This window comes from Epilithonimonas zeae (assembly GCF_900141765.1).
GTDB classification, from domain to species: Bacteria; Bacteroidota; Bacteroidia; order Flavobacteriales; family Weeksellaceae; genus Epilithonimonas; species Epilithonimonas zeae.
The window spans coordinates 1,041,443-1,064,353 of record NZ_FSRK01000001.1; the positions used below are offsets into that span (position 1 = coordinate 1,041,443).

The 22,911-nt window shown below is 35.0% G+C and carries 21 protein-coding genes; 16 read left to right on the forward strand and 5 right to left on the reverse strand.

All coding sequences use genetic code 11. From position 1 onward, the window contains the following. Window positions 1-7: 7 nt before the first annotated feature. The 3 genes from BUR19_RS04760 to BUR19_RS04770 form a co-directional block, all read right to left on the reverse strand. The gene (locus BUR19_RS04760) at window positions 8-637 is read right to left on the reverse strand and encodes a LolA family protein (protein ID WP_074233749.1); all 630 of its coding nucleotides are present in this window, start codon (window positions 635-637) and stop codon (window positions 8-10) included. A 146-nt stretch (window positions 638-783) separates the two neighbouring features. Next, window positions 784-3,381, reverse strand: a complete 2,598-nt coding sequence (locus BUR19_RS04765; RefSeq protein WP_074233750.1) for a T9SS-dependent M36 family metallopeptidase — start codon at window positions 3,379-3,381, stop codon at window positions 784-786. A gap of 131 nt (window positions 3,382-3,512) precedes the next feature. Then, on the reverse strand, window positions 3,513-3,803 hold the full coding sequence (locus BUR19_RS04770; protein ID WP_074233751.1) for a putative quinol monooxygenase: 291 nt from the start codon (window positions 3,801-3,803) through the stop codon (window positions 3,513-3,515). Window positions 3,804-3,929: 126 nt separating this feature from the next. On the opposite strand from BUR19_RS04770, the gene BUR19_RS04775 reads away from it, so the two are divergent. Next, the gene (locus BUR19_RS04775) at window positions 3,930-5,261 is read left to right on the forward strand and encodes a dihydrolipoamide acetyltransferase family protein (RefSeq protein WP_074233752.1); all 1,332 of its coding nucleotides are present in this window, start codon (window positions 3,930-3,932) and stop codon (window positions 5,259-5,261) included. Window positions 5,262-5,358: 97 nt separating this feature from the next. Here the strand turns inward: BUR19_RS04775 and prfB are convergent, their stop codons facing one another. After that, window positions 5,359-6,471 (reverse strand): peptide chain release factor 2, encoded by a 1,113-nt coding sequence (gene prfB / locus BUR19_RS04780; protein WP_074233753.1) that lies wholly within the window; start codon window positions 6,469-6,471, stop codon window positions 5,359-5,361. A 179-nt stretch (window positions 6,472-6,650) separates the two neighbouring features. Between prfB and BUR19_RS04785 the strand changes: the two genes are divergently transcribed. From BUR19_RS04785 to BUR19_RS04825, 9 genes are all read left to right on the forward strand, one after another. Beyond that, the gene (locus tag BUR19_RS04785; protein ID WP_074233754.1) at window positions 6,651-7,211 is read left to right on the forward strand and encodes an RNA polymerase sigma factor; all 561 of its coding nucleotides are present in this window, start codon (window positions 6,651-6,653) and stop codon (window positions 7,209-7,211) included. Further along, window positions 7,192-7,884 (forward strand): hypothetical protein, encoded by a 693-nt coding sequence (locus BUR19_RS04790; protein WP_074233755.1) that lies wholly within the window; start codon window positions 7,192-7,194, stop codon window positions 7,882-7,884. Before BUR19_RS04785 ends, BUR19_RS04790 begins: the two co-directional genes overlap by 20 nt. Window positions 7,885-7,891: 7 nt before the next feature. After that, on the forward strand, window positions 7,892-8,968 hold the full coding sequence (locus BUR19_RS04795) for a hypothetical protein (protein WP_074233756.1): 1,077 nt from the start codon (window positions 7,892-7,894) through the stop codon (window positions 8,966-8,968). 107 nt (window positions 8,969-9,075) lie between these two features. After that, on the forward strand, window positions 9,076-9,501 hold the full coding sequence (locus tag BUR19_RS04800) for a hypothetical protein (protein ID WP_074235550.1): 426 nt from the start codon (window positions 9,076-9,078) through the stop codon (window positions 9,499-9,501). Window positions 9,502-9,610: 109 nt separating this feature from the next. Further along, window positions 9,611-10,792: a thiolase family protein gene (locus BUR19_RS04805; protein WP_074233757.1), complete on the forward strand. Its 1,182-nt coding sequence runs from the start codon at window positions 9,611-9,613 to the stop codon at window positions 10,790-10,792. Between the two features lie 178 nt (window positions 10,793-10,970). Beyond that, a complete protein-coding gene (locus tag BUR19_RS04810) occupies window positions 10,971-12,452 on the forward strand; it encodes an MFS transporter (protein WP_074233758.1) in 1,482 nt (493 codons plus the stop codon). Window positions 12,453-12,460: 8 nt separating this feature from the next. Continuing rightward, complete coding sequence (locus BUR19_RS04815) at window positions 12,461-13,273, forward strand: alpha/beta hydrolase (protein WP_074233759.1); 813 nt, start codon at window positions 12,461-12,463, stop codon at window positions 13,271-13,273. A 94-nt stretch (window positions 13,274-13,367) separates the two neighbouring features. Next, on the forward strand, window positions 13,368-14,294 hold the full coding sequence (locus tag BUR19_RS04820; protein ID WP_074233760.1) for a mevalonate kinase family protein: 927 nt from the start codon (window positions 13,368-13,370) through the stop codon (window positions 14,292-14,294). 71 nt (window positions 14,295-14,365) lie between these two features. After that, on the forward strand, window positions 14,366-15,289 hold the full coding sequence (locus tag BUR19_RS04825; protein ID WP_074233761.1) for a UbiA family prenyltransferase: 924 nt from the start codon (window positions 14,366-14,368) through the stop codon (window positions 15,287-15,289). 213 nt (window positions 15,290-15,502) lie between these two features. Here BUR19_RS04825 and BUR19_RS04830 read toward each other — a convergent pair whose 3' ends face one another. Continuing rightward, window positions 15,503-16,297, reverse strand: a complete 795-nt coding sequence (locus BUR19_RS04830; RefSeq protein ID WP_074233762.1) for a S1/P1 nuclease — start codon at window positions 16,295-16,297, stop codon at window positions 15,503-15,505. 153 nt (window positions 16,298-16,450) lie between these two features. Here BUR19_RS04830 and uvrA point away from each other — a divergent pair, with 153 nt between their 5' ends. From uvrA to BUR19_RS04860, 6 genes are all read left to right on the forward strand, one after another. Further along, a complete protein-coding gene (uvrA, locus tag BUR19_RS04835; RefSeq protein ID WP_074233763.1) occupies window positions 16,451-19,279 on the forward strand; it encodes an excinuclease ABC subunit UvrA in 2,829 nt (942 codons plus the stop codon). A 1-nt stretch (window position 19,280) separates the two neighbouring features. After that, window positions 19,281-20,222 carry a hypothetical protein gene (locus BUR19_RS04840; RefSeq protein WP_074233764.1) on the forward strand — a complete coding sequence of 314 codons (942 nt, stop codon included), beginning with the start codon at window positions 19,281-19,283 and terminating at the stop codon, window positions 20,220-20,222. Window positions 20,223-20,278: 56 nt separating this feature from the next. After that, window positions 20,279-20,470: a hypothetical protein gene (locus BUR19_RS04845; protein ID WP_074233765.1), complete on the forward strand. Its 192-nt coding sequence runs from the start codon at window positions 20,279-20,281 to the stop codon at window positions 20,468-20,470. A gap of 66 nt (window positions 20,471-20,536) precedes the next feature. Next, window positions 20,537-21,355 (forward strand): hypothetical protein, encoded by an 819-nt coding sequence (locus BUR19_RS04850; RefSeq protein ID WP_139297263.1) that lies wholly within the window; start codon window positions 20,537-20,539, stop codon window positions 21,353-21,355. A gap of 116 nt (window positions 21,356-21,471) precedes the next feature. Beyond that, window positions 21,472-21,867 carry a hypothetical protein gene (locus BUR19_RS04855; RefSeq protein ID WP_074235551.1) on the forward strand — a complete coding sequence of 132 codons (396 nt, stop codon included), beginning with the start codon at window positions 21,472-21,474 and terminating at the stop codon, window positions 21,865-21,867. A 319-nt stretch (window positions 21,868-22,186) separates the two neighbouring features. Then, entirely contained in the window at window positions 22,187-22,894 is a 708-nt protein-coding gene (locus BUR19_RS04860; protein ID WP_074235552.1) for a CoA transferase subunit A, read from the forward strand. The last annotated feature ends 17 nt before the right edge of the window (window positions 22,895-22,911 follow it).

The following is a 22,911-nucleotide window of genomic DNA, read 5'->3' on the forward strand; positions in this document are numbered from 1 at the left end:
TACATATTTATAATTCTGTTATCAGATAATTTTGATATTTAGATTTATCAAAGCTAAACAAAGAAGGAGACAAAGTTTGATTTTCTTTATAATTACTAATTGTAATAACTGCCAGTTCATTATTTGTAGAAAGTTGCTCAAGCTTGATTAACTTCTTTTGTGGCGAATTGATGTATAAAGTCACACTTTTTAACCCATTCGATTTTACCGGAGTCATCTTTACCACATCAACAGGAATACCGCTGATTGTTTTTTTGCCGGAATAACTTACGTTGTAATCTTTTTTGTAAGAATCCAGATAACTTAAAGGCGAGAAGTGAACTTGGTCATCATTAGCTTTCGATATAGTAATTTCTTTATCTTCATCATTAATATTGTAAAGCTTGTTGCCGTCATATATCTGTTCGGTTCCCATTATTTTCAGTTTATATCTTGTATTATCTGAATAGAAAATGCCCGTTTGATTTTGGTTATCTGCAGAGTACGAGAATTTGAAATAAGAATTCTTTTTACTCTTATAACTCTTTGTGATATCATCTAAAATGGTTTTTGACTTACTGTCAATAGTTTGAGTGTGAGCAATAAAACTACTTCCCACAAAAGTTAAAGTCAAAAATGCCTTTAAATAATTTTTCATTTATTTTTATAATTAAATTTTAACAAAGTTAAGTTTTCAATATTGATACCAAACTTTTGAAATGCTAAATTTTGTTAAGGAGAATCATAAAAAAAACCTTTTCAGAAATACTGAAAAGGTTTTGTAATTTTGAAAATATCTAAGAATTATTCTACGATTAACTTTTCAGCATTAGATTTTCCATTCTCTGTAATTACTACAAGATAAGTTCCTTTCGTAAGGCCTTTTGTAGAAATAGAATCAGAACTGTTTTTCTTTCTCTCAAGAGACTTAACTAATTTTCCATTCATATCAAGAACTTCTACTTTGATAGTATTGTTTCCAACAGTTGGGGCTGTTTTGATAAAGAATTCTCCTTTCGCTGGATTTGGATAGATTCCAAATGCTTTATTTTTAGCAATGTCTTCCGTACCCAATACGCATCCTGCAGGAACTGAAAAATCTTCAACCTGATCGGAAATACTTGCAGCGGTACCAGCAGAAGCATTAAGCCCTAATCCTCTTCTTGCGAAAACATTCCATATTAAGCAATTGTCAACGCCTCCAGCTAATTGATCTGCCTGCAAAATTGCATCTCTACCAGATACAAAATTAGGATTACAAGGTTGTAGCTTTAGTCCGTCCATAACTAACTGTAGTACTTTTGCGCTTCCAGAAGTTGCGCTTGCAGTTACGTCAGAGTTATAACCATATTTTTCAGCCATTTTCCAATGAAGATCCCAAAGCATGGTAGCCCAAATTTCACCAACCGCGTGAGGCTGTCCTCCTGTAGTATTAGTGTCTGCATATGTATGAGGGTTTATGGTCATATCTGTTGTGTATCTGTATTGTCTAATCCCTCCGGCTGTTGTTGGGGCGTTACTAGAATAAGTTCCAATTCCTCTTCCTGCTGTTGCGCTTGCGTTAGGAGAATTAGTCAACATTAAAGCAAAAAAATCAGACCACCCTTCTCCCATTTGTTCCAAATTTGTCAAACAACTGTAACCTTGGCCTGTTAATCTATTTGATATACCATGACCATATTCATGAATCATAACGCCATTGTCGAAGCTGGAATTTTTGTAACCTACAGCAAGGTTTTTTAAATTAACATTCACAGTTCTTCCAGCTGTTATTTCTGATGTAATAAAATCTCCTTCATCTTTAGGAATCATTATTGAAGGAATACTAACGTTAGTCACGTTGCTGACGCTCATATTGCTTATGGTGTTAGATGTTGTTCTGTGAACAATTAATCCTATTGCACCAGCATCTTGCATTGTTTTCGCTTTTACATTAAATCCGCATCCTCCAGAAGTGATTGCGTTTACCATAGCAATTTTCCCACTAAGGCTGCCAGCTGCCATTGCAGTACAGCCATTCGCTACAGGGGGAATTACAATATCAGCAGTAATTCCTGTTTCCATTAATTGTCTTCCATAATTTGCTGAGCCTGTATTAACAGGTGGCCTGGTAGCTAATACTGGATCTGTATAAAATAACCTCGTATTTATAGTTACGCCGGAATTCCATAGATACATTTGCATTCTTGGTGCTTGTGTTGTGTAGGAACCATTCCCGTTAAGAATTTCGTAACCAGAAGCAAAGTTTGCATTGTTATAGCCGCTACCATCAAAAGCTTCCGCTCTTACAGCATCATTTCCACTGCCGCCTTTCTCAAAATTGTTGGTCTGGAAATTTCTGCTCATTTCTGTGAATCCAAATTTGTACATAATATCATGAATCATGTTATTGGCGTAGAACAAATTGGTAACTGCAGAAGCGCGGTTTTCGTAGGCACTTAATGAAGGTGATTCTGCAAAAGGGAAATCAAATGTCAAATTTCCTGAAGTGCTACTGGATGGTGAAAATCCAAAACTATTGGTTCCGCTATTATCTACATAAGCCAGCACATTGTTGCCATATGTATTGGTATAATTGGTACTTCCATTAGAGTGCCATCCTTCGGGAGAAACTGTTAAATCCCAAGGGTTTGTTACAATAACTCTAGATCCAAAAGTGGGAGCCTCTAAAGGAAAGGGAAATACATTATAAGATGCGTCAGTTACTGCTTTAGCTTGATTCTTGTTTGTAACAGAAGTGTTGAAGTGCGTTAAAAGATGATTAGATGTTGATTCTGTATCCCCAGAGAAATGGTTGTCTTCGAACTTACACTCATCAATCATATTATTTTTTTCCAGAATTTCTCCGTCTGTAAGACTTACAAGGATGCCATAAAATTTATTTTCTTTAGTTTGATTAATGAAAAATAACTGAGCAGGAATCAAACTGTTATTTCTTTCAAAATAAAAACGGATACTTGCCACTTGGTTATCAGGAAGATTGATAAGATCTCCACTGTTCTCATCCAAAAGTTCAAAACCAGTGTCTTTTATATCAGCAGATCTTAGTGCTGTTGATAAAGCTTCGGATTTGTCTATCTTGTCAGCAATAATACTATTGCTCCCGATTTGTCTGAAATTGTTATTAAGTGAAATCACTTTTCCATCCCTGACAACTGCTTTAGCAAGAGATTTGTAAATAGGAGTATTGTTATAATACTGTTGTATGTTTACAATTTCAGCATTTAGACTGCTGGATTTATCTTCATTCTGAATTTTAAAATCTGCATTAGAAATGTTTCGGAAGGAAATATCATTTTTGATAAAACTTCTGATAGCTTGTTCATTTGATTGTGCGTTAAGATTGGCAAATAAGAAAAAAACGCCTATCCCCGCGGATTTAGTAAGTTGATTTATCTTCATATTAAAATTTATTGTCTATTGAGATTAGCAAAAATATTAAAAATTTTCTTTTTTTATGAGTAAAACATAAACAAATTTAAAATTATTATATTTTTGATAAAAAAAATGATTTTTTATTATTGATTTTTGAATTAGAAAAGTTTGTTTCCAACATAAACACTATTTGGCTTTTCTAATAACGAAGCTACATTCTCACGGAATTTCATCAGATGGTCAGAAACCTGATGTTGTTGGAGATCTTCATTACTTTCCCAAGTCTCGTGTATGAAAAATACACCTTTGTTTCTATGGTCTTCGAAAAGATCATATTGGATACAGCCTTTTTCTTTGCGGGTTTCTATAACTAGTTTTTTTAATAATTCGATAGCATCCATCATAGAGTTTTCTTTGATATGAATGATAGCACTGAGATAAATATTCATTGTCTGATTCTAAAAATTTTGATTATCAAATTTATAAAAAATCAAGGCTTCTTAATTTTAAAAATATAGAATTGTATAATTAATAAAAAAAAATGTACTTTTGGGAAAATTCAAAAAATCAAAATAATGGCAGAATATAAACTATTGCTCCCGAGTATGGGCGAAGGAGTTATGGAAGCAACAATTATCAGTTGGCTGTTTAATGAAGGCGATTTTATAAAAGAAGACGAGTCTGTTGTGGAAATAGCAACAGATAAAGTAGACTCGGATGTTCCAACGCCGGTGTCAGGAAAAATTATCAAAATCCTTAAACAGAAAGACGAAGTTGCTAAAATTGGTGAAGCCATTGCGATTTTGGAAACAGAAGGTGATTCTTCAAATTCTGAAGCACCTGAACCAAAATCTTACGAAGAAGTAAAAGACCAGATTGTTCAGCCAGAGCCAGAAGTTGTAAAAACTTTGGAACAACCTTTATCAAGTAATACAGGTAATTCATTCAGTAATCAAAATTCAGATTTATATTTGTCACCATTGGTTAAATCAATTATTCAAGAAGAGAAAATCTCTGAATCTGAGCTAAAAACTATAAAAGGAAGCGGACTGGAAGGTAGAATTACTAAAGAGGATATTTTAAGTTTTGTGAAAAATAGAGGTGCGGTTCAATCAACTCCTGTTCAGCAAACTATTTTTCAACCAGTTTCTCAAGTTAAATCTCAACCAGCACCAGCTCAACCAATTAGTGTGAATGAAGGAGATGAGATTATCCATATGGATAGAGTTCGTAAAATCATTGCGGACGCAATGGTTAATAGCAAACATACTTCGCCACACGTAACTTCTTTTATAGAAACTGATGTTACGAATGTTGTAACGTGGAGAAATGCCAATAAGAATTCTTACCAAAAAAGAGATGGCGAGAAATTGACTTTTATGCCGATTTTCATTAGGGCTGTTGTAAAAGCGATTCAGGATTTTCCAATGATTAATGTGTCTGTAGATGGTGATAAAATCATCAAAAAGAAAAACATCAATATCGGAATGGCAACGGCTCTTCCAGACGGAAACCTAATTGTTCCTGTTATCAAAAATGCTGACCAGTTGAGTTTATCAGGATTAGCAAAAGCTATTAATGATTTGGCTTATAGAGCTAGAAATAAAAAATTGACTCCTGCAGACACGCAGGGCGCAACTTACACGATTTCCAATGTTGGAACTTTCGGAAACCTAATGGGAACACCAATTATTCCTCAACCGCAAGTTGCGATTTTGGCAGTTGGAGCTATTGTTAAGAAACCAGCGGTTATCGAGACAGAATTTGGAGATGTGATTGCAATCCGTCAGAAGATGTTTATGTCACATTCGTATGACCATAGAGTGGTAGACGGCAGTTTAGGAGGAATGTTCCTGAAACACGTCAACGATTATCTTGAAAATTGGGATCTCAATACCGAAATATAAAATTAAAGCCTCAGAATTTTCTGAGGCTTTAATTTTTAAATATGATTTACGTAAAAATGATTTTGCTCAAGTTGGATTGTAGCAATTCAGTTGTTTATTATAAATCATCCAATTCATCCGCAGAACCTTGTCCTTCATTCATCAGATAAGCTTTCAGAAAAGGTGTAAGATTTCCATTCATTACGCCGTCCACATCAGACGTTTCGAATCCTGAACGAACATCTTTTACCAATTTGTAAGGATGCATCACGTAATTTCGGATTTGAGAACCCCATTCGATTTTCATTTTTCCAGCTTCGATTTCATTTCTGGCTTTCATCCTCTCTTCGAGTTCGATTTCATAAAGTCGAGAACGTAATAACTGCATTGCTTTTTCCTTATTCTGAAGCTGAGAACGTGATTCTGAGTTTTCAATAATGATTCCTGTAGGAGCGTGACGAAGACGAACCGCCGTTTCAACTTTGTTGACATTCTGTCCACCAGCTCCGGAACTTCGCATCGTCTCAAAACTGATGTCGGCTGGGTTGATGTTAATTTCAATTGTATCATCCACCAAAGGATAAACATAGACAGAAACGAAACTCGTATGACGTTTGGCGTTACTGTCAAAAGGCGAAATTCTTACCAATCTGTGAACGCCATTCTCTCCTTTCAAATAACCGAAAGCAAACTCGCCTTCGATTTCCAGGGTTACAGTCTTAACTCCGGCAACATCGCCTTCTTGGAAATTCAGTTCACGGATTTTGTAGCCTTGTTTGTCTGCCCACATTGTGTACATCCTCATCAGCATGCTAGCCCAGTCACAAGATTCCGTTCCGCCGGCTCCGGCAGTGATTTGAAGAACTGCTGACAACTCATCGCCTTCGTTGGAAAGCATATTTTTGAATTCCAGATTTTCTATTTTTTCAACCAATTCCGGGAAAGTTTCATCTAATTCCTTTTCAGAATCTGGGTCTTCTTTGGCAAATTCTAAAAGAACTTGTAAATCTTCAAACTGAGAATTGATTTCCTCATAGCTTTCCACCCATTTTTTCTTGGAACGAAGTTGTTTCAGGAAAACTTCCGCTTCTTTTGGTTTTTCCCAGAATTCCGGAGCGGCAGTTTTTTCGTCATCATTAGAAATTTCAATTTTTTTCTTTTCGATTCCAAGAAACTTGTGCAGGTCTTCTATTCTGGATTGTATATCTTTTATTTGGTCTGTGTTTACCACGTTTGTTTTAATTTTTGCAAAAATACGAAGAAAGACTTTAAATTATAAGTTATAAACTTTAGATTTTAAAATGAATTTTATATTGCTGATAATCAGTTAATTAAAAAATAATTTTAAATTATCGAAAAAAATGAGGCAACCATTTCGGATTTTTGCCGTCTTATAGTCAGATAGAGAAAATGAAACAAGATTTACAACATGTCTTTTCCAAAGCAAAGAAAAATAATCGGCTGGCTCAGAAGAGTTTGTTCGAGATGTTTTCGGGCAAGATGTTGTCGGTTGCAAATTCTTATATTAATAATCGGGATGATGCAGAAGATGTTTTGATAAATTCTTTTTATAAAGCATTTACGAAGATCGAAGATTGTAAAAATTATGAATCATTTCCGTTTTGGCTGAGGAAAATTGTGGTAAATGATTCGATTAATTTCATCCGGAAAAACAAGCATATTTTGTACGCTGAAACTGAATTTACAGATTCTATTGCAGAACAGACGGAAGATGTTTCGGAATTTTCTCAGGATATAGATTTGGATATTATTTTCAAGGAAATGCCGATTGGTTACAAACTGGTTTTTAACCTCGCTGTTTTTGAAGAAAAGAAACATCAGGAGATTGCGAAAATCCTAAATATCTCTGAAGGAACAAGTAAAAGCCAATTGAGTAAAGCTAAAAAATGGCTTCAAGATTATTTTAATCAACAAGAAAACACCAGACAAAATGCAGAATCTGAAATCTAAATACGAACAACAGGAAATGAAAGTTTCCGACAGTCTTTGGGACAGATTGGAAGAAAAACTCGACGAAGTTTCTGCAAAAGAAAAGAAACCGAAAGTGATTTGGTGGAGATTTGTTGCTGTGATTATTTTAATTGTGAATTTCGGTGCAATTTCTTGGATGACTGATATCAAAAATAAAGTTAAGGAAAACCCAGGATTTGAATTTCGAACTGACCAAATTTCAAGCGTACGTCAGCCACATGGAAATAATAATGAAATTCAAAAACCAGTTTCGATAAATTCAGAAACGGATAATCAAAAATTAGCTGTTGAAAATAAAGATTCTTCGACTCCGCTCAGAATGACAAATTCGATCAAAAAAGAAATCCAAATTCAAAATTCAATTCTGGAAAAGGATACCTTAATAAAAAAAGAAGAACCTCAGATTGTTTCTAAACCAGAAGAACAATTGGCTCAAACTGATATTCAAAAACCAAAAGAAAAAGTAAAATACGTGTCTTCGTCAGATTTGCTTTTCGGAGTGGAAATAGACAAAGCCAAAGCTGAAACACCAAAATCTGCAATGGGAATCAATACCATAAAATCAAAAAATGACTCTGACTTCCCTAATCCAAAACGTATCAAACTCTTTGGGATCACGCTCTACGACAAAGATTCTACAACTGCTAAATAATTAAACTATGAAATTTAAAATTTTACTTCTGGCAATGCTTTCCAGCTTTGCTACAGCACAGACTACGCTTGATAATCAGATGAAATCATATACCGAGAAAGTCAATTCAATCGTAACGACAGAAAAAGCGAATATGAAAGCGGAAACGGATAAAATCGATGAAGCTTTCAGCTCGGGGAAAATCACGAAATCGGAACAAATCGCTCAGAAGGAAGAAGTTTCCAAAAAATATGAAGCTATTATCAATGACAAGATTGAAAACGAACGAATTCAGTTAGATGAGCTTACAAAAACAGCGGTTACAAATTCTGTTTACAACACAAAACCCGATACTTTGAAAAATAAAGATGTTTTTGTTTTCAGTACTGGTGGATTGACAATCAGGAAAAGAGGAAAATCTCCTGCGCAATATCTTAAAAGTAGTACTCTGAGTGTAGGTTATGCTTTTGCCAATCTTACCAAAGATAAAGGAAGTTTTAATCCTTTCGAAAACGATTCTGAGATGAGAATCGGAAATTCACACAGTGTTGAAGTTCAGTTTCGTACAGATCGCCAATTAGGAGGTTTTACAAGCCCTTGGTTTATAAGATATGGTTTGGCTTATAGAACTGATACTTATATGCCAAAACGTCCGCAGGTTTTTGTTCAGGATAACTCCCAATTATTCCTTGAGGATTTTCAGGAAGGAAGATTGAAACGTTCAAAATTGAGAAATGTTTACTTGACTTTGCCAATTGAATTTCAATTATATCTTAATCCAAAATATACAGAATATGACGGCAAACAATATCTGGATGTGAGAAAAAAAATGTGGAAGATTGGAGTGGGCGCTTATGCGGGAATCAACACCAGAAGTATTGTAAAAGTGAAATATTACAACGAAAATGACAACTTCAAAAAGTACGATTACACTTTGGATGACGGCGTAAATGCTTTCTTATTCGGAGGGAAATTCAGTCTGGGTTATGGCGGCGTTACTTTATTCATCAAGAAAGATTTCACACCAATTTTTAATGATAAAACCATTTTACCAAACAAAAATGGAATCCAAATCGGAATCGAAATTGCCAATATCGATTTTTAAACTATAAATTTTTCATAGAACATTCTTATACACTATTTTCTTATTATCGAAACACATCTTTTGTAGGTGTGTTTTTTTTTATTTACATTGGCAAACAAGATTTAGGGATGAAGAATTTACAGTTAATCGGTTTGTTTTTGGTTGTGGCAGGCAGTTTTTTGCCATTGGTTCATATTCCAATTGTTGGAAACTGGAACTATTGGAAAGTGGATAACACACTCGCCATCGTACTTTGGGGATTTTCTTTGTTAACGCTGGTTTTCATACTGATTGGCAAAACTAAATTGATTAGAATAATGGCATTTTTAATGATATTGCTTTTTGTTTTCACAATTGTTGCTATTAAACTAAAATCTTTAGATTATTTCAGTTTTTTACCCTTCAAGTCTTGGCAATCTGCATTTGCCGGAATCGTGAAGTTATCCTGGGGATGGTTTATCGAATTTCTGGGAGCAGTTCTGATTTTAATCTCATCAAGAAAAAATAAAATTGAACCAAAAAGACACAAAGATTTTCACAAAGAACACAATTAATTTAAAAATTTGACGAAGTCAAACCTTGTGACCTTAAAAATATTTAGTATAAAGAAACTTGTGCACTTTGTGTTCAAAAAAATAATCAAAATCAAAAATTAAAAATATTATGAAAGAAGTATTCATTGTATCGGCAGTCAGAACACCAATGGGAAGTTTTATGGGAAGCCTTTCGACGGTTCCTGCTACACAATTGGGCATTGCTGCGGTAAAAGGAGCTTTAGACAAAATCAATCTTGACCCAGCTTTGGTTGAGGAAATTTATATGGGAAATGTTTTGCAGGCGGGCGAAGGTCAGGCTCCGGCAAGACAAGTGGCTTTGGGTGCAGGTCTATCAAATCATACGCCCTCAACTACAATCAATAAAGTTTGTGCTTCCGGAATGAAAGCTGTAACAATGGCTACTCAGGCGATTAAAGCTGGAGATGTGGATGTTATCGTAGCCGGAGGAATGGAAAATATGTCCAGTGTTCCACATTATTTGGATGGAAGAAACGGCGTGAAATTAGGCGAAATCAAAATGCAGGACGGACTCTTGAAAGACGGTTTGACCGATGTTTACAACAAAGTTCATATGGGTGTATGTGCAGAATTATGTGCTAAAGAAAATAACATCACAAGAGAAGAGCAGGACGCTTTTGCGATCCAGTCTTATCAAAGGTCGGCTGCAGCTTGGGAAGCTGGAAAATTCAAAGATGAAGTTGTTCCCGTTTCGATTCCTCAAAGAAAAGGTGAGCCAATTATTTTCTCGGAAGATGAAGAATATAAAGCAGTTAAATTCGATAAAATCCCAACTTTGCCAACAGTTTTCCAAAAAGAAAACGGAACAGTAACCGCAGCTAATGCTTCAACCTTAAATGACGGTGCTTCTGCTTTGATTCTGATGTCTAAAGAAAAAATGGAAGAATTAGGATTAAAACCTTTGGCAAAAATCATTTCTTACGCTGATGCAGCGGTTGAGCCGGAAAGATTCACAACGGCGCCTTCCAAAGCCTTACCAATTGCTCTTAAAAAAGCAAATTTGACAAAAGACGATATTGATTTCTTCGAATTTAATGAAGCGTTTTCTGTTGTAGGTTTAGCGAATAACAAAATTCTCGGATTAGATTCTGCGAAAGTAAACGTAAATGGAGGCGCAGTTTCTATCGGTCATCCGCTGGGAAGTTCCGGTTCCAGAATTATAGTAACCTTGATCAACGTTCTGAAACAGAATAATGCAAAACTCGGCGCTGCTGCAATTTGTAACGGCGGTGGCGGTGCAACGGCTATTGTGATTGAGAATTTGCAATAGATTTTTAAAACCACTTCGACTTTTGTGCCTTTTGTGGCTGAAATAACAAAATAAAATTCAAAATCCTTTCAGATTTCAAAGTCTCGAAAGGGTTTTTGTTGTTAAATTTATGATACAAATGCATTTTTTTGTCAACTTGTAATTCCTTTTTTTACTTTTGTCTAAATAATTATTTCCAATGTCTGAAATAGAAAAAACAATTCCCGAAAACTCAATCAAGAATAATCCGAAAATAATGCGTGCTTGGGCATTGTATGACTGGGCAAATTCGGTTTATTCACTTGTGATTACTTCCACGATTTTTCCTATATATTACTCGATTCTTACAACGGCTTATGAAAAAGATGAGTATGTGAAAGAAACAGGACAATGGATAAAAGTGCCTGTGCGAAATCTCATTAAAATTTTTGGGAAAGAATATCAGCCGGATGCCGTTTATGGTTATTCATTGACACTTTCGTTTGTAATTGTGGTTTTATTGTCACCGATTTTGTCATCCTTAGCAGACACGATTGGAAATAAGAAATCCTTCCTTCAATTTTTCTGTTATCTGGGAGCAACGTCCTGTATGGGATTAGCAATGTTCACAGGAATGGGAACGGTTTGGCTTGGATTATTATTTAGTGTGACAGCGAGTGTCGGCTTCTGGGGAAGTTTGGTTTTCTATAATTCCTTTTTGCCGGATATTGCAACGCCCGATAAGCAGGATTCACTTTCTGCAAAAGGTTATGTTTACGGTTACATCGGTTCTGTGATTTTGGTTGTGATTTGTCTGGTTCTGATTCAGGTTTGTGCTGAAACACCAAAACAAGCAGCGATTTATACAAGAGTTAGTTTCTTGTTGACAGGCGCTTGGTGGTTTGGGTTCTCACAATATACGTTCAAACATTTGCCGCAATTTGGACAAGTTAAAGAGCAGTTGCCAAAAGATTTGGTTTTGCTTAATTATAAAAATATCTTCAAAAGTCACGCTGAACAAGGCGGTTTTGTTGAGGTTTTCAAAGACAATATCAGTTTCTATATTGATATTGTAAAACAAAGTTTCAAAGAATTATTCAAGGTTGGGAATCATCTTTTTGGTGACAGAAATTTAAAATATTTCCTGACCAGCTTTTTCTTTTATAGTGTCGGGATGCAGACGATTTTCCTAATGGCAACGTTATTCGGAAAGAGCGAAATCAATATGGCTCAGGACAAATTAATTATGACCTTGTTATTAATACAAATTGAAGCGATTATCGGTGCATTGTTTTTCTCTTGGTTATCGAAGAAAATCGGGAACAAAAATGTGATCAGTATCACCGTTGCAATGTGGATTGGAGCTTGTCTCGCAGCATATTATCTTAATAAAGAAAATCCAAATGTTGAATATCAATTCTATGGTGTTGCCGCTGTAATTGGTCTGGTAATGGGCGGTTTGCAAGCGATGTCAAGATCAACTTATTCCAAATTACTTCCAACGGATTCTATGGATAACACAACATATTTCAGCTTCTATGATGTTTTGGAAAAGTTGGCGATAATTTTGGGAACATTTATCTTCGCAACATTGATTGAACATTACAACAATATGCGATTCGCAGCATTATCAATGAGTATTTTCTTTGCTTTAGGATTAGTATTCATTCGTTTTCTTAAAGTTAAAAATAATACCAAATAACAGTTGTTTTGAAAGTATTAAGTTTCACATTTCTATTTCTTTTTTCGATTTTAAATGCTCAAAAATCAGTTGTTGAGGATTTGAAAATTGGACAAAAAGTAACATTGACCTCTAAGGTTCTAAAAGAAAAAAGAGTCCTGAACATCTATCTCCCACAGAATTATGATAAGATCAAATCTTATCCTGTGATGTATATCTTGGACGGAAGTATGAACGAGGATTTTCTTCATTTGGTGGGACTTCAGCAGTTTTTCAATATGTCATTTAAGATGCCGGATTTCATTATTGTTGGCATTGCAAATGTTGATAGAAAGAGAGATTTCACGTTTCATACAGATTTGAAAGATTTGCAGAAAGATTATCCTACGACTGGACATTCGGACAAATTTATTCAGTTTGTTGAAGACGAATTGCAGCCTTACATCGAAAAAAATTATAAGACTAATAAAACAAAATATGTGATCGGCCAATCATTGGGCGGGTTGGTTGCAACAGAAATTTTGCTAAATAAGCCACAGCTTTTCACGCATTATTTCATCATCAGTCCAAGTCTTTGGTGGGATGACGAAAGTCTTTATAATAATGCAACTAAATTGATTTCTCAACAGAAAGATGATGAGCGATTCGTTTATATTTCTGTCGGGAAGCAGGAACATCCGATGATGGTAAAAGAAGCGGACGGATTATATCAAATTCTTAAAAATTCCGGAAAAAAGAATTTAAAATTAGAATATAAATTAATGACGGATGATGGCCACGCGACCATTTTGCATAAAAGTATTTATGAAGGTTTTCTTAAATTATTTCCTTCGAAAGACTAATTTTGAATAATTAATAGAAATTTAAATTTTCGGTATTAAAATTGATAATTTTCGAAAGAAAATATTTTGTAAATTTGCAATATCAAAACACGATATGAACAACCCTTTATTTTACGCAAAAATTCTTTTGTTCGGTGAGTACGGCATCATTGAGGATTCTCAAGGTCTTACATTACCTTACAGTTTTTATAAAGGAACATTGAAATTCTCAGATTTGGATAACGATTTTGAAAAAAAATCCAATCGATCTTTAGAAAAATATTCCAATTATCTTTCAGATTTAGAATTGCCTTCCGACTATCAGCTGGATGTTAAATCGTTCCAATCAGATATTGCAAAAGGTTTATTTTTCGATTCTAATATTCCGCAGGGTTATGGTGTTGGAAGTTCTGGTGCTTTGGTGGCTGCGATTTTCGAAAAATATTCTTTCACAAAAAGAGAACCTGATACGATTTCCAAAAACGAACTAAAGGATTTGAAAATGATTTTTGGTCAGTTGGAAAGTTATTTCCACGGAAAAAGTTCTGGCATCGACCCGTTAATTTGCTTTATGAATCTTCCGATTCTGATAGAGAGCAAAGAAAGTGTGGACAAAGTTGCTATCCCAAAAGAAGAATCGGGCAAAGGTGCAATTTTCTTGATTGATTCCGGAATAACTGGTGAAACCGGACCAATGATTCAGATTTTCTTTGAAAAGCTGAAAAACGAGGGTTTCCGTAAGACTTTGAAAGAAGAATTTATCCGTTACAATAACGCTTGTATCGACGCTTTCCTGAAAAAAGATATGAATCCGTTTTTCCGTAATCTGAAGAAATTATCGGTCTGGGCTTATGAACATTTCCGCCCGATGATTCCTGAAAATCTTTTCAACATCTGGAAAAAAGGAATCGATTCCAATGCTTATTACCTGAAACTTTGTGGTAGTGGAGGTGGAGGTTACATTCTTGGCTTCTCCAAAGATTACGAAAAGGCGGAGAAAATGCTGGAAGGTTTTCACAAAGAAGTGATTTACAGATTCTAAAATCAAAATATAAAAATAAAAGAACCCTTCTAGAGTGACTAATTCTGGAAGGGTTTTTAAAATAGACAAAAATGACCAACGAAACAAAACCTACTTCCCGAAATGCCCTGTACCGTGTTTCTCAGTTGATGGGTTTTCTTTTGGGTGCTCGTTTTTTTGTCGCCGTTCTGCTTCTTTTTGCATTGTATGTTTCCACGTTTTTCCTGTTCAATAGAGAAGAAAGTTTTAGGAATTTTGTCTTTGATTATAAGGTTCATTGTATCATCATTTGCTCCGTTCTTAGTATTTTGGCAGGTGGAATTATCAATCGGTTTTATGATAAGGAAAAAGACCAATTAACCCAGCCTTTTCGTTCAAGATTGCAAAGTTTCCTCAAAGAAAAATACTTTCTAATAGCTTATGTCGTTCTCAATGCATTGTCGTTAGGATTAGCTATTTTTGTTTCACACAGAGTTTTCGTTTTCTTTCTGATTTATCAGTTTCTCATGTGGTTTTACAGTCACAAACTCAGCAAAATTATTGTCCTTAACAATTTCACTTTTGTTTCATTGACGTTGTATCCGTTCTTCGGAATGTTGATTTATTATCAGACATTTTCGCTCAAGATTTTGTTCCTTGCAATTTTTCTTTTCCTGATGTTATTTATCATCGATATTACAAAAGATACATTGACAAAAAATGCCGATAAAATGTTTGGTTATGATACGATTGCGAACAGATTAGGATATCAAAGTACAAGGTCAATTCTGTTGATTTTACTGATAATTACATTAGCAACTTCTATTATTTTAAGTGTTGGAATTGGCTTTAAAAATATTATTGCTTGGTACTTTTTATTAACGATAATCGTAATTATTGGAACTGTTTTTATGCTTTTCCGAAATCAGAAAAATGACAAATTTAAATCTCTGAATCTTCTTAGGCTGTGGATCTTCTTTGGAATTTTAGCAATGCTTTTCGATGGGATTTATCACAAATATCCTTGGTTGATTTAATTTTGTTAGGATAAAATCTGCCAAATTCGCAAAATCTGCAAGGTAATTGTTATTTGGGCAGCTTATTCCGCCTTCCGCTCCCAATCTTTTTTGTACACAATTTAGTTTCAATAGAATCTGAAGGTTGGCAAAAAAGGATTTCCGCTCAAGTCTGGCTGCATATCAATTATTAGCCCTGAAAGGATATTCAATATAATATTTAGATTTAAAATTCTAGACAAAAATATCATTTAAAACTTTCGCTAATCGCAATCCGCCGTAAAGCAATTGTCTTTCAAGTGTGGATTCAAAACGGTAATTGTAATTATAACTTAATTTCGAATCTTTCGGAGTTTGATAATAGATTGAATTTGCAATTTTGTGGCTGTCAAACAACCATTCTTCTAGAGTTCCGTTTTGGATCTGTTTTACTTCATCCTTAGATTTTATGTCCAAAAGATTTGCAAATTCTGTATAAGTATATTTTTGGTCATCAACCAATTTGGAATCCCAAAGCGAATGCAAATTGGTATTTTGTCCAAAGTAAGTCACATTGATTTTGTTTCCTCCCAAATCTTCAGCTCTTCCAACGTGCAACGGCTGGTGAAGGTCTCCAACTAAGTGAATCAGAAAAATTAAAGCTTCTTTTTTATCTTTATCGGAAACATTTTTGTCTTTGATTTTGTCAGATAAAATTCTGATTTGAGTATAAAGATTCGGTGATTTCTGAACGGATAAAGAATCTTTGAACTGCTGAAAATTCTTTTGTGGATTGATGTTGACATAATGCCAAGACGAAGTTTCTTTCCAAACGCCTGTAGTATCAGATTTTATGAAATCTGGCCAGTTGGCGTAGTAAGCCATTTTCTGTTCTCCAAAGATTTTTTTTATATTTCTTTGAGCTTTGGAACTCAAGTGATGTTGTGCGATTTCTGCTACAATTCTGTGTCCTGTCAATCCCCACGCAAAGGAGTAGAGTGATGATACAATACAAATTGCCAATGTGAATCTCGATAAAATACGTTTCATTTTTTTTGATTTATTTCAAGTTGCAAAGATAGTTTTACCCATAGTTTTATTCTCACAAAATCATTGTTAAATATTATTAAACTTAAGTTAAGCTAACGTGCAATCGTCGATTAATTTCCGTATTTTTGCGTTTTCCCAGAATGAGACTTTTCAATGAAGAATAATCAAGAATTTATCGAAATTTACGGTGCCAGAGAACACAATCTCAAGAATATATCTGTAAAAATCCCAAGGAACGAATTGGTTGTTATCACAGGGCTTTCCGGAAGTGGAAAATCCTCTTTGGCTTTTGATACGATTTTTGCCGAAGGACAACGCCGTTACATCGAAACGTTTTCCGCTTATGCTAGGCAGTTTTTAGGCGGTTTGGAACGACCTGATGTTGATAAAATCGAAGGATTATCGCCGGTAATTGCCATCGAGCAGAAAACAACCAACAAAAATCCACGTTCAACTGTTGGAACGATTACGGAGTTGTATGATTTTCTGAGACTTCTGTTTGCCAGAGTTTCAGATGCTTATTCTATGAGTTCTGGAAAAAGATTGGTTAGTTACACAGAAGACCAGATTCTGGAAACCATCAAAGATAATTTCAAAGGGAAAAAAGTTTATCTATTGGCGCCGGTCGTACGTTCCAGAAAAGGGCATTACCACGAATTGTTCATCCATCTTTCCAAAAAAGGTTATTCTCAGGCCAGAATAGATGGTGTTTTACAAGACATCGAGTATGATTTGAAACTGGATAGATATAAAACCCACGATATCGAAGTGGTGATTGACCGTTGGATCATCGGAGAAAATGCTACTGAACTTAGAATGCAAAAATCTCTGAAAACCGCTTCTGATATGGGCGAAGGATTGATTGCAATTCAGGAAATGGGAAGTGAAGAAATTCATTTTTTCAGTAAGAATCTGATGGACGATATTACGGGAGATTCGATGGCATTGCCGGAACCGAATACGTTCTCATTTAACTCACCGAAAGGAAGTTGCGAAACGTGCAAAGGTCTTGGAACCATCAAAAAAGTGAACACCGACTATTTTGTAGAAAATGATAAATTGTCAATCAACCAAGGCGCATTGTTGCCTTTGGAACAGCTGAAATCCAACAAATGGATTCTGTCTCAAATCAAATCAATTCTTGAAATTTTTGATCTAAGTTTGACAACCCCATTCAAAGATATTCCAAAAGAAGCTTTGGATTACATCTATTATGGTTACAGCAGCGACATTACCAAAGAACTGAAACACGCCGGAATTTCCAAAAAAATCAAAATCAATTTCGAAGGTTTGGTAAAAATCCTCGAAGAGATTGTTGAAGAAAGAGAAAATTACGACGCGGTTTTAGTGGAACGAAATTTCACAACGGAAGAAATTTGTCCGACTTGTAAAGGTGCGCGTCTTCGTCAGGAAAGTCTGAGTTTCAAAATCGATGGAAAAAATATTGCTGAAGTTAATGGATTGTCTCTGCTCGATTTCAAAGATTGGTTGGCGGATGTGAAGGATAAATTCAGTGATAAAAATAAAATCATTGCACACGAAATTCTGAAAGAAATCGAAACCAGATTGCAGTTCCTTTTGGATGTCGGTTTGGATTATCTGAGTCTCAGCAGAAGCTCGAAAACACTTTCCGGAGGAGAATCTCAGAGGATTCGTCTGGCGACTCAAATTGGTTCTCAATTGGTGAACGTTCTTTATATTCTGGATGAACCTTCTATTGGTCTTCACCAACGAGACAACGAAAGATTGATTAATTCCCTGAAACATCTTCGTGATATCGGGAATTCGGTTTTGGTGGTGGAGCACGACAAGGATATGATTCTGGAAGCTGACCACGTTTTGGATATTGGTCCGAAAGCTGGGAAATTCGGTGGAGAAATTCTTTGGCAAGGCCATCCGAAAGACATCAAAAAAGCTAATACAATCACAGCTGATTATATCACCGGAAAACGAAAAATAGAAATTCCTGCCGAACGTAGAAAAGGAAATGGAAAATCAATCGTTCTGAAAGGTACGACCGGAAATAATTTGAAAAATGTAACGCTTGAGATTCCGCTAGGAAAATTGGTAGTAGTTTCAGGAATTTCTGGAAGTGGAAAGTCTTCATTGATTAACGGAACTTTGTACCCGATTCTGAATCGTCATTTTTACAGGGCAATTCAGGAACCTTTACCATACAAAAGTATCGAAGGCATCGACAATATCGACAAAATTGTAGATGTTGACCAAAGTCCAATTGGTAGAACACCACGCTCAAATCCTGCGACTTACACGGGAATGTTCACAGATATCCGAAATCTTTTCGCTGAATTGCCGGAAAGTAAAATCCGGGGTTACAAAGCCGGACGTTTTTCTTTCAATGTGAAAGGCGGAAGATGCGAAACCTGTCAAGGAGGCGGTTTGAAAGTCATTGAAATGAATTTCCTGCCGGATGTTTATGTTCATTGCGAAACCTGCCACGGAAAACGTTTCAACCGTGAAACTCTGGAAGTTCGTTACAAAGGAAAATCGATTTCCGATGTTTTGGATATGACTATTAACGAAGCTGTAGAATTCTTCCAGCCAATTCCGAAAATCTTTAATAAAGTAAAGACTTTAAAAGATGTTGGTCTGGGTTATATCACAATTGGGCAACAATCCACAACTTTGAGTGGAGGAGAAGCACAACGTGTAAAATTGGCAACCGAACTGTCCAAAAAACAAACTGGAAATACACTTTATATTCTAGATGAGCCAACAACAGGGCTTCATTTCGAAGATGTAAAAATCCTGATGGAAGCTATCGAACAATTGGTAGAATTAGGAAACTCTTTCATCATCATTGAACATAATATGGATGTTATCAAACTCGCGGACCACATTATTGATGTTGGTCCAGAAGGCGGAAAGCACGGCGGGCAGATCATTGCAGAAGGCACACCGGAGGAGATTATCAAATCTAAGAAAAGTCTGACGGCTAAGTTTTTGAAGAAAGAGCTTTAGAATGAATAGTAAAATCAAAAACAGCTTAAAATTTTTACTGATTTTCTCAGTGATGTTTTCTTGCAAAAAAGAAGAGCCAAAAACTTCTGAGAACTTAGTTGGTAGCGATACAATTTCAGTTAAGAATTCTCAAGAAGAATCTTTTAAGCCAATTGATACAACTTGTTCAGCAAAGAATACGACTCAAGATTATATTCTCTCACTTCAGTGGTACCAGAAGAAAACTGAAAAAGATGCAACTAATGATTTACCTGAGCGGAACGATAGATTGTACGATGATTATTCAAAAATACGTAATCAATATATTGCTTGTTTAAATAATGCTGAGAGCAAAATATTAGAAGAATATGTTAATTATTATGATTCTGAAAGCGATAGTTATAAGTTTCCTGAAAATGTGAAAAAACTTAAATCTGAGCTTGAAAAAGCAGGTCTTGAATTTTGGGAAATTGGCGAAGGTTATACGGAAATCCGATCGTTGCCCAATCATTATTATTCTATTTTCAAAGATAAGGTAACTGCAGATTACGAAACTTATATTTATCAGTTGTCGAAAGAAGAAGAAGTTTTGTATCAAGGCGATGCCGCTCTTAATATCTCTTGGAAAGAATTAGGAAACAGAACCATATTCTGGGAAAATTTTGTCAAAAAATATCCAAAAAGTCCTTTGGTTTCTAATGCTAAAGAATTTTATAATAATTACTTATACGATTATCTTTTCGGCTTGGATAATACTTCAACTTTTAACCTTATTGGCGAAGTCAATTATGGCTTGAATGAGGAAAATAAAATGGAATTTAGAAGATTCCTCAAAGAAAATCCAAATTCTAACACAGCAAAAAAAGTAAAACAATTAATAGAACTTTTTGACTCCAAAATTTCTTATGAGGAAATCCAAAAACGGATTAATCTAGAAGAAAGAAACTGGGAAAAATATCCATAGCGGAAACAAAAATTATAATTGGTATCAGATTTGTCATTCTGTAAAAAAAAGCAGTTATGAAATCATTTAAATTTTATTTGGCAACAATTATTTTTTCTTTAAGTTTTGCCGCTTGTGCAGCGCCACCAAGACCACCGAAGCCGCCAAAACACCCAAGGCATGGCGCCAAACCAATGCCACCTGGACAAGCCAAAAAAATCTACGGAACCAAGTCTGCAAAGCCTTTTGCTCCGGGACAAAACAAATAAATAGACATCAAGGATTTTGAAATTTCAGAATCCTTTTTTATTTTTAAATCATTAAACAAAATACAAATGAAGAAATGTTTTGTCCAAATAATAATCTGTTTAATCTTGGTTTCGTGTCAGAAAAAAGAAACTGTTTCAAAGAATCTTCCCACAAAAATAGAAGATAAAGTGGTAAGCGAAAAAAAATATGAATTCGATAAAAATTCAGTTTTTGGGGTTTATCAGTTGACGGACAAAGATTTCGCAATCTGCATTCCGGTTCAGTTTGACAACCGAGATTTGCCATTATCTAAAGAGTATGAAGATTTTTTAAAGAAGGATTCTCTGCCGTGGATTTATGGGAAAGATATGAAAGATTATAAATATTATGATACCTTGCATATCGACAGATTGATTTATAACAAGAGATTTGAAAATGTCTTCAGGAAAAAGATGAAAGACAGTTTGTTCGTCTATGGGACAAAATCTGGACAGCTGTGTAAAATAAAAAAAGTCGTTTTTCAATCCAACGACTGCGGAAACGACTATATCGCATACATTTTGGATTTTAATCAAAAGATAAGTGGAAATCCTCTAATCGCTTCTGAGAAAGAGATTCCTCTAAATTATAACAATGACAATTCTTTAATTAATCCAAAAATCAAGAAGTTTGCGACAAAAGAAAGTACAGAAACGATGTACGGAGTCGGAAAGTACAATCCCATTATTTTTTCTAATTACAATAATTTGTATTTCACTTATTACGATGATTTCAAATGGTATAACAAAGATTCCGGTTCAGATTGTCAGTTCCCTGAACGTGCTGTTTTTGAAGTTGATTCGCAGGGGAAAATAAAAACGCTTTGGAGTTCAGAAATGGATCTTCTAGGCCTGCCTTGTTTATAATTCTAATTTCTAATGTTAAATTTTCACTTTCAATGTTAATTTAATATTAACTAATTGTAAAATTTACGTAACTTTGTCGTAACATTAGATAAGTAATAACTTAAAATCAATTGATTATGGACAAGAAAATGCTAGCGTTATCAATATTTTTATTTGGATTTTTAGGAACGCTAAACTTAGTAAAAGCTCAATCGACAGACAATAATATACAGGAAGTTTTCCTTAATTCCGGCGATGGTTTCGGGGAACTGAGAAAATTGTTGAAGGATAATTTTGATTTTACCAATCAGGATTACAAGGAAGGAATTGTAAATTCCAATGTTAGATTCAGTCTTTCTCAGGATGGGAAAATCACCAATGTTCGCGCTAACGGCGACTGCAAAAACGTGAGCAAAGAAATCGAAAATGTTTTGTCACATCTGCTTTACAAAGTAGATATGGACAAACTGAGCCAAAAAATGGTAGCATCATCTTATGTAATGCCAGTTAGCGTTACAATTGATAACCGATAAAAGTTTAAAAGTTTAAAATTGTTAGGAAAAAGTCGTACATCTTTGGTGTACGGCTTTTTTTATCTCAAAACACTTCGACTCCGCTCAGTGTAACATTTCTAATCTAATACTTAAGGTTCTCGAAGCCTTTTAAAATTGTCAGGCTGAGCGGAGTCGAAGCCTTTTTTAATCAAATAAATTTGCCAATTAACACAGAATCTTTGTGCCTTTAAATCTAAGAATTAGAAGTCTTTCATCTTTTTCCTATTTTCTTTCGTCTAATAAAGGGATTTTTCTATATTTATAAACCAACAAATTGAACAAAAGAAAACTCAGTTTTATGATTGATAAAAGAGTCAAAAACGCTCAGGAAGCGGTAAAAGATATAGAAAACGGAATGACGATAATGCTTGGCGGATTCGGGCTTTGCGGGATTCCTGAGAATTGTATTTCAGAATTGGTAAAGAAAAATGTAAACAATCTGACTTGCATTTCCAATAACGCAGGCGTTGATGATTTCGGTTTGGGATTATTATTACAAAAAAAACAAATCAAGAAAATGATTTCTTCCTATGTTGGAGAAAACGCCGAATTTGAGAGACAGATGTTATCCGGAGAATTAGAAGTGGAATTGACACCTCAAGGAACACTTGCCGAAAAATGCAGAGCGGCGCAAGCTGGGATTCCTGCATTTTATACGCCGGCAGGCTACGGAACCGAAGTTGCGGAAGGTAAAGAAGTGAAAGATTTCAATGGAAAACCACACATCTTAGAACACGCTTACAACGCTGAATTCTCCATCGTAAAAGCTTGGAAAGGCGATCACGCAGGAAATTTAATTTTCAAAGGTTCGGCTCGTAATTTTAATTTTCCAATGGCCGGTGCAGGAAAAATAACGATTGCAGAAGTTGAAGAATTGGTAGAACCAGGACGATTGGACCCAAACGAAATCCATATTCCTGGAATTATGGTTCAACGGATTTTTCAAGGTGAGAATTATGAGAAAAGGATTGAACAGAGGACTGTGAGGAAGAGGGTTAAAAATTAAAAAAATTTCATTTAAAA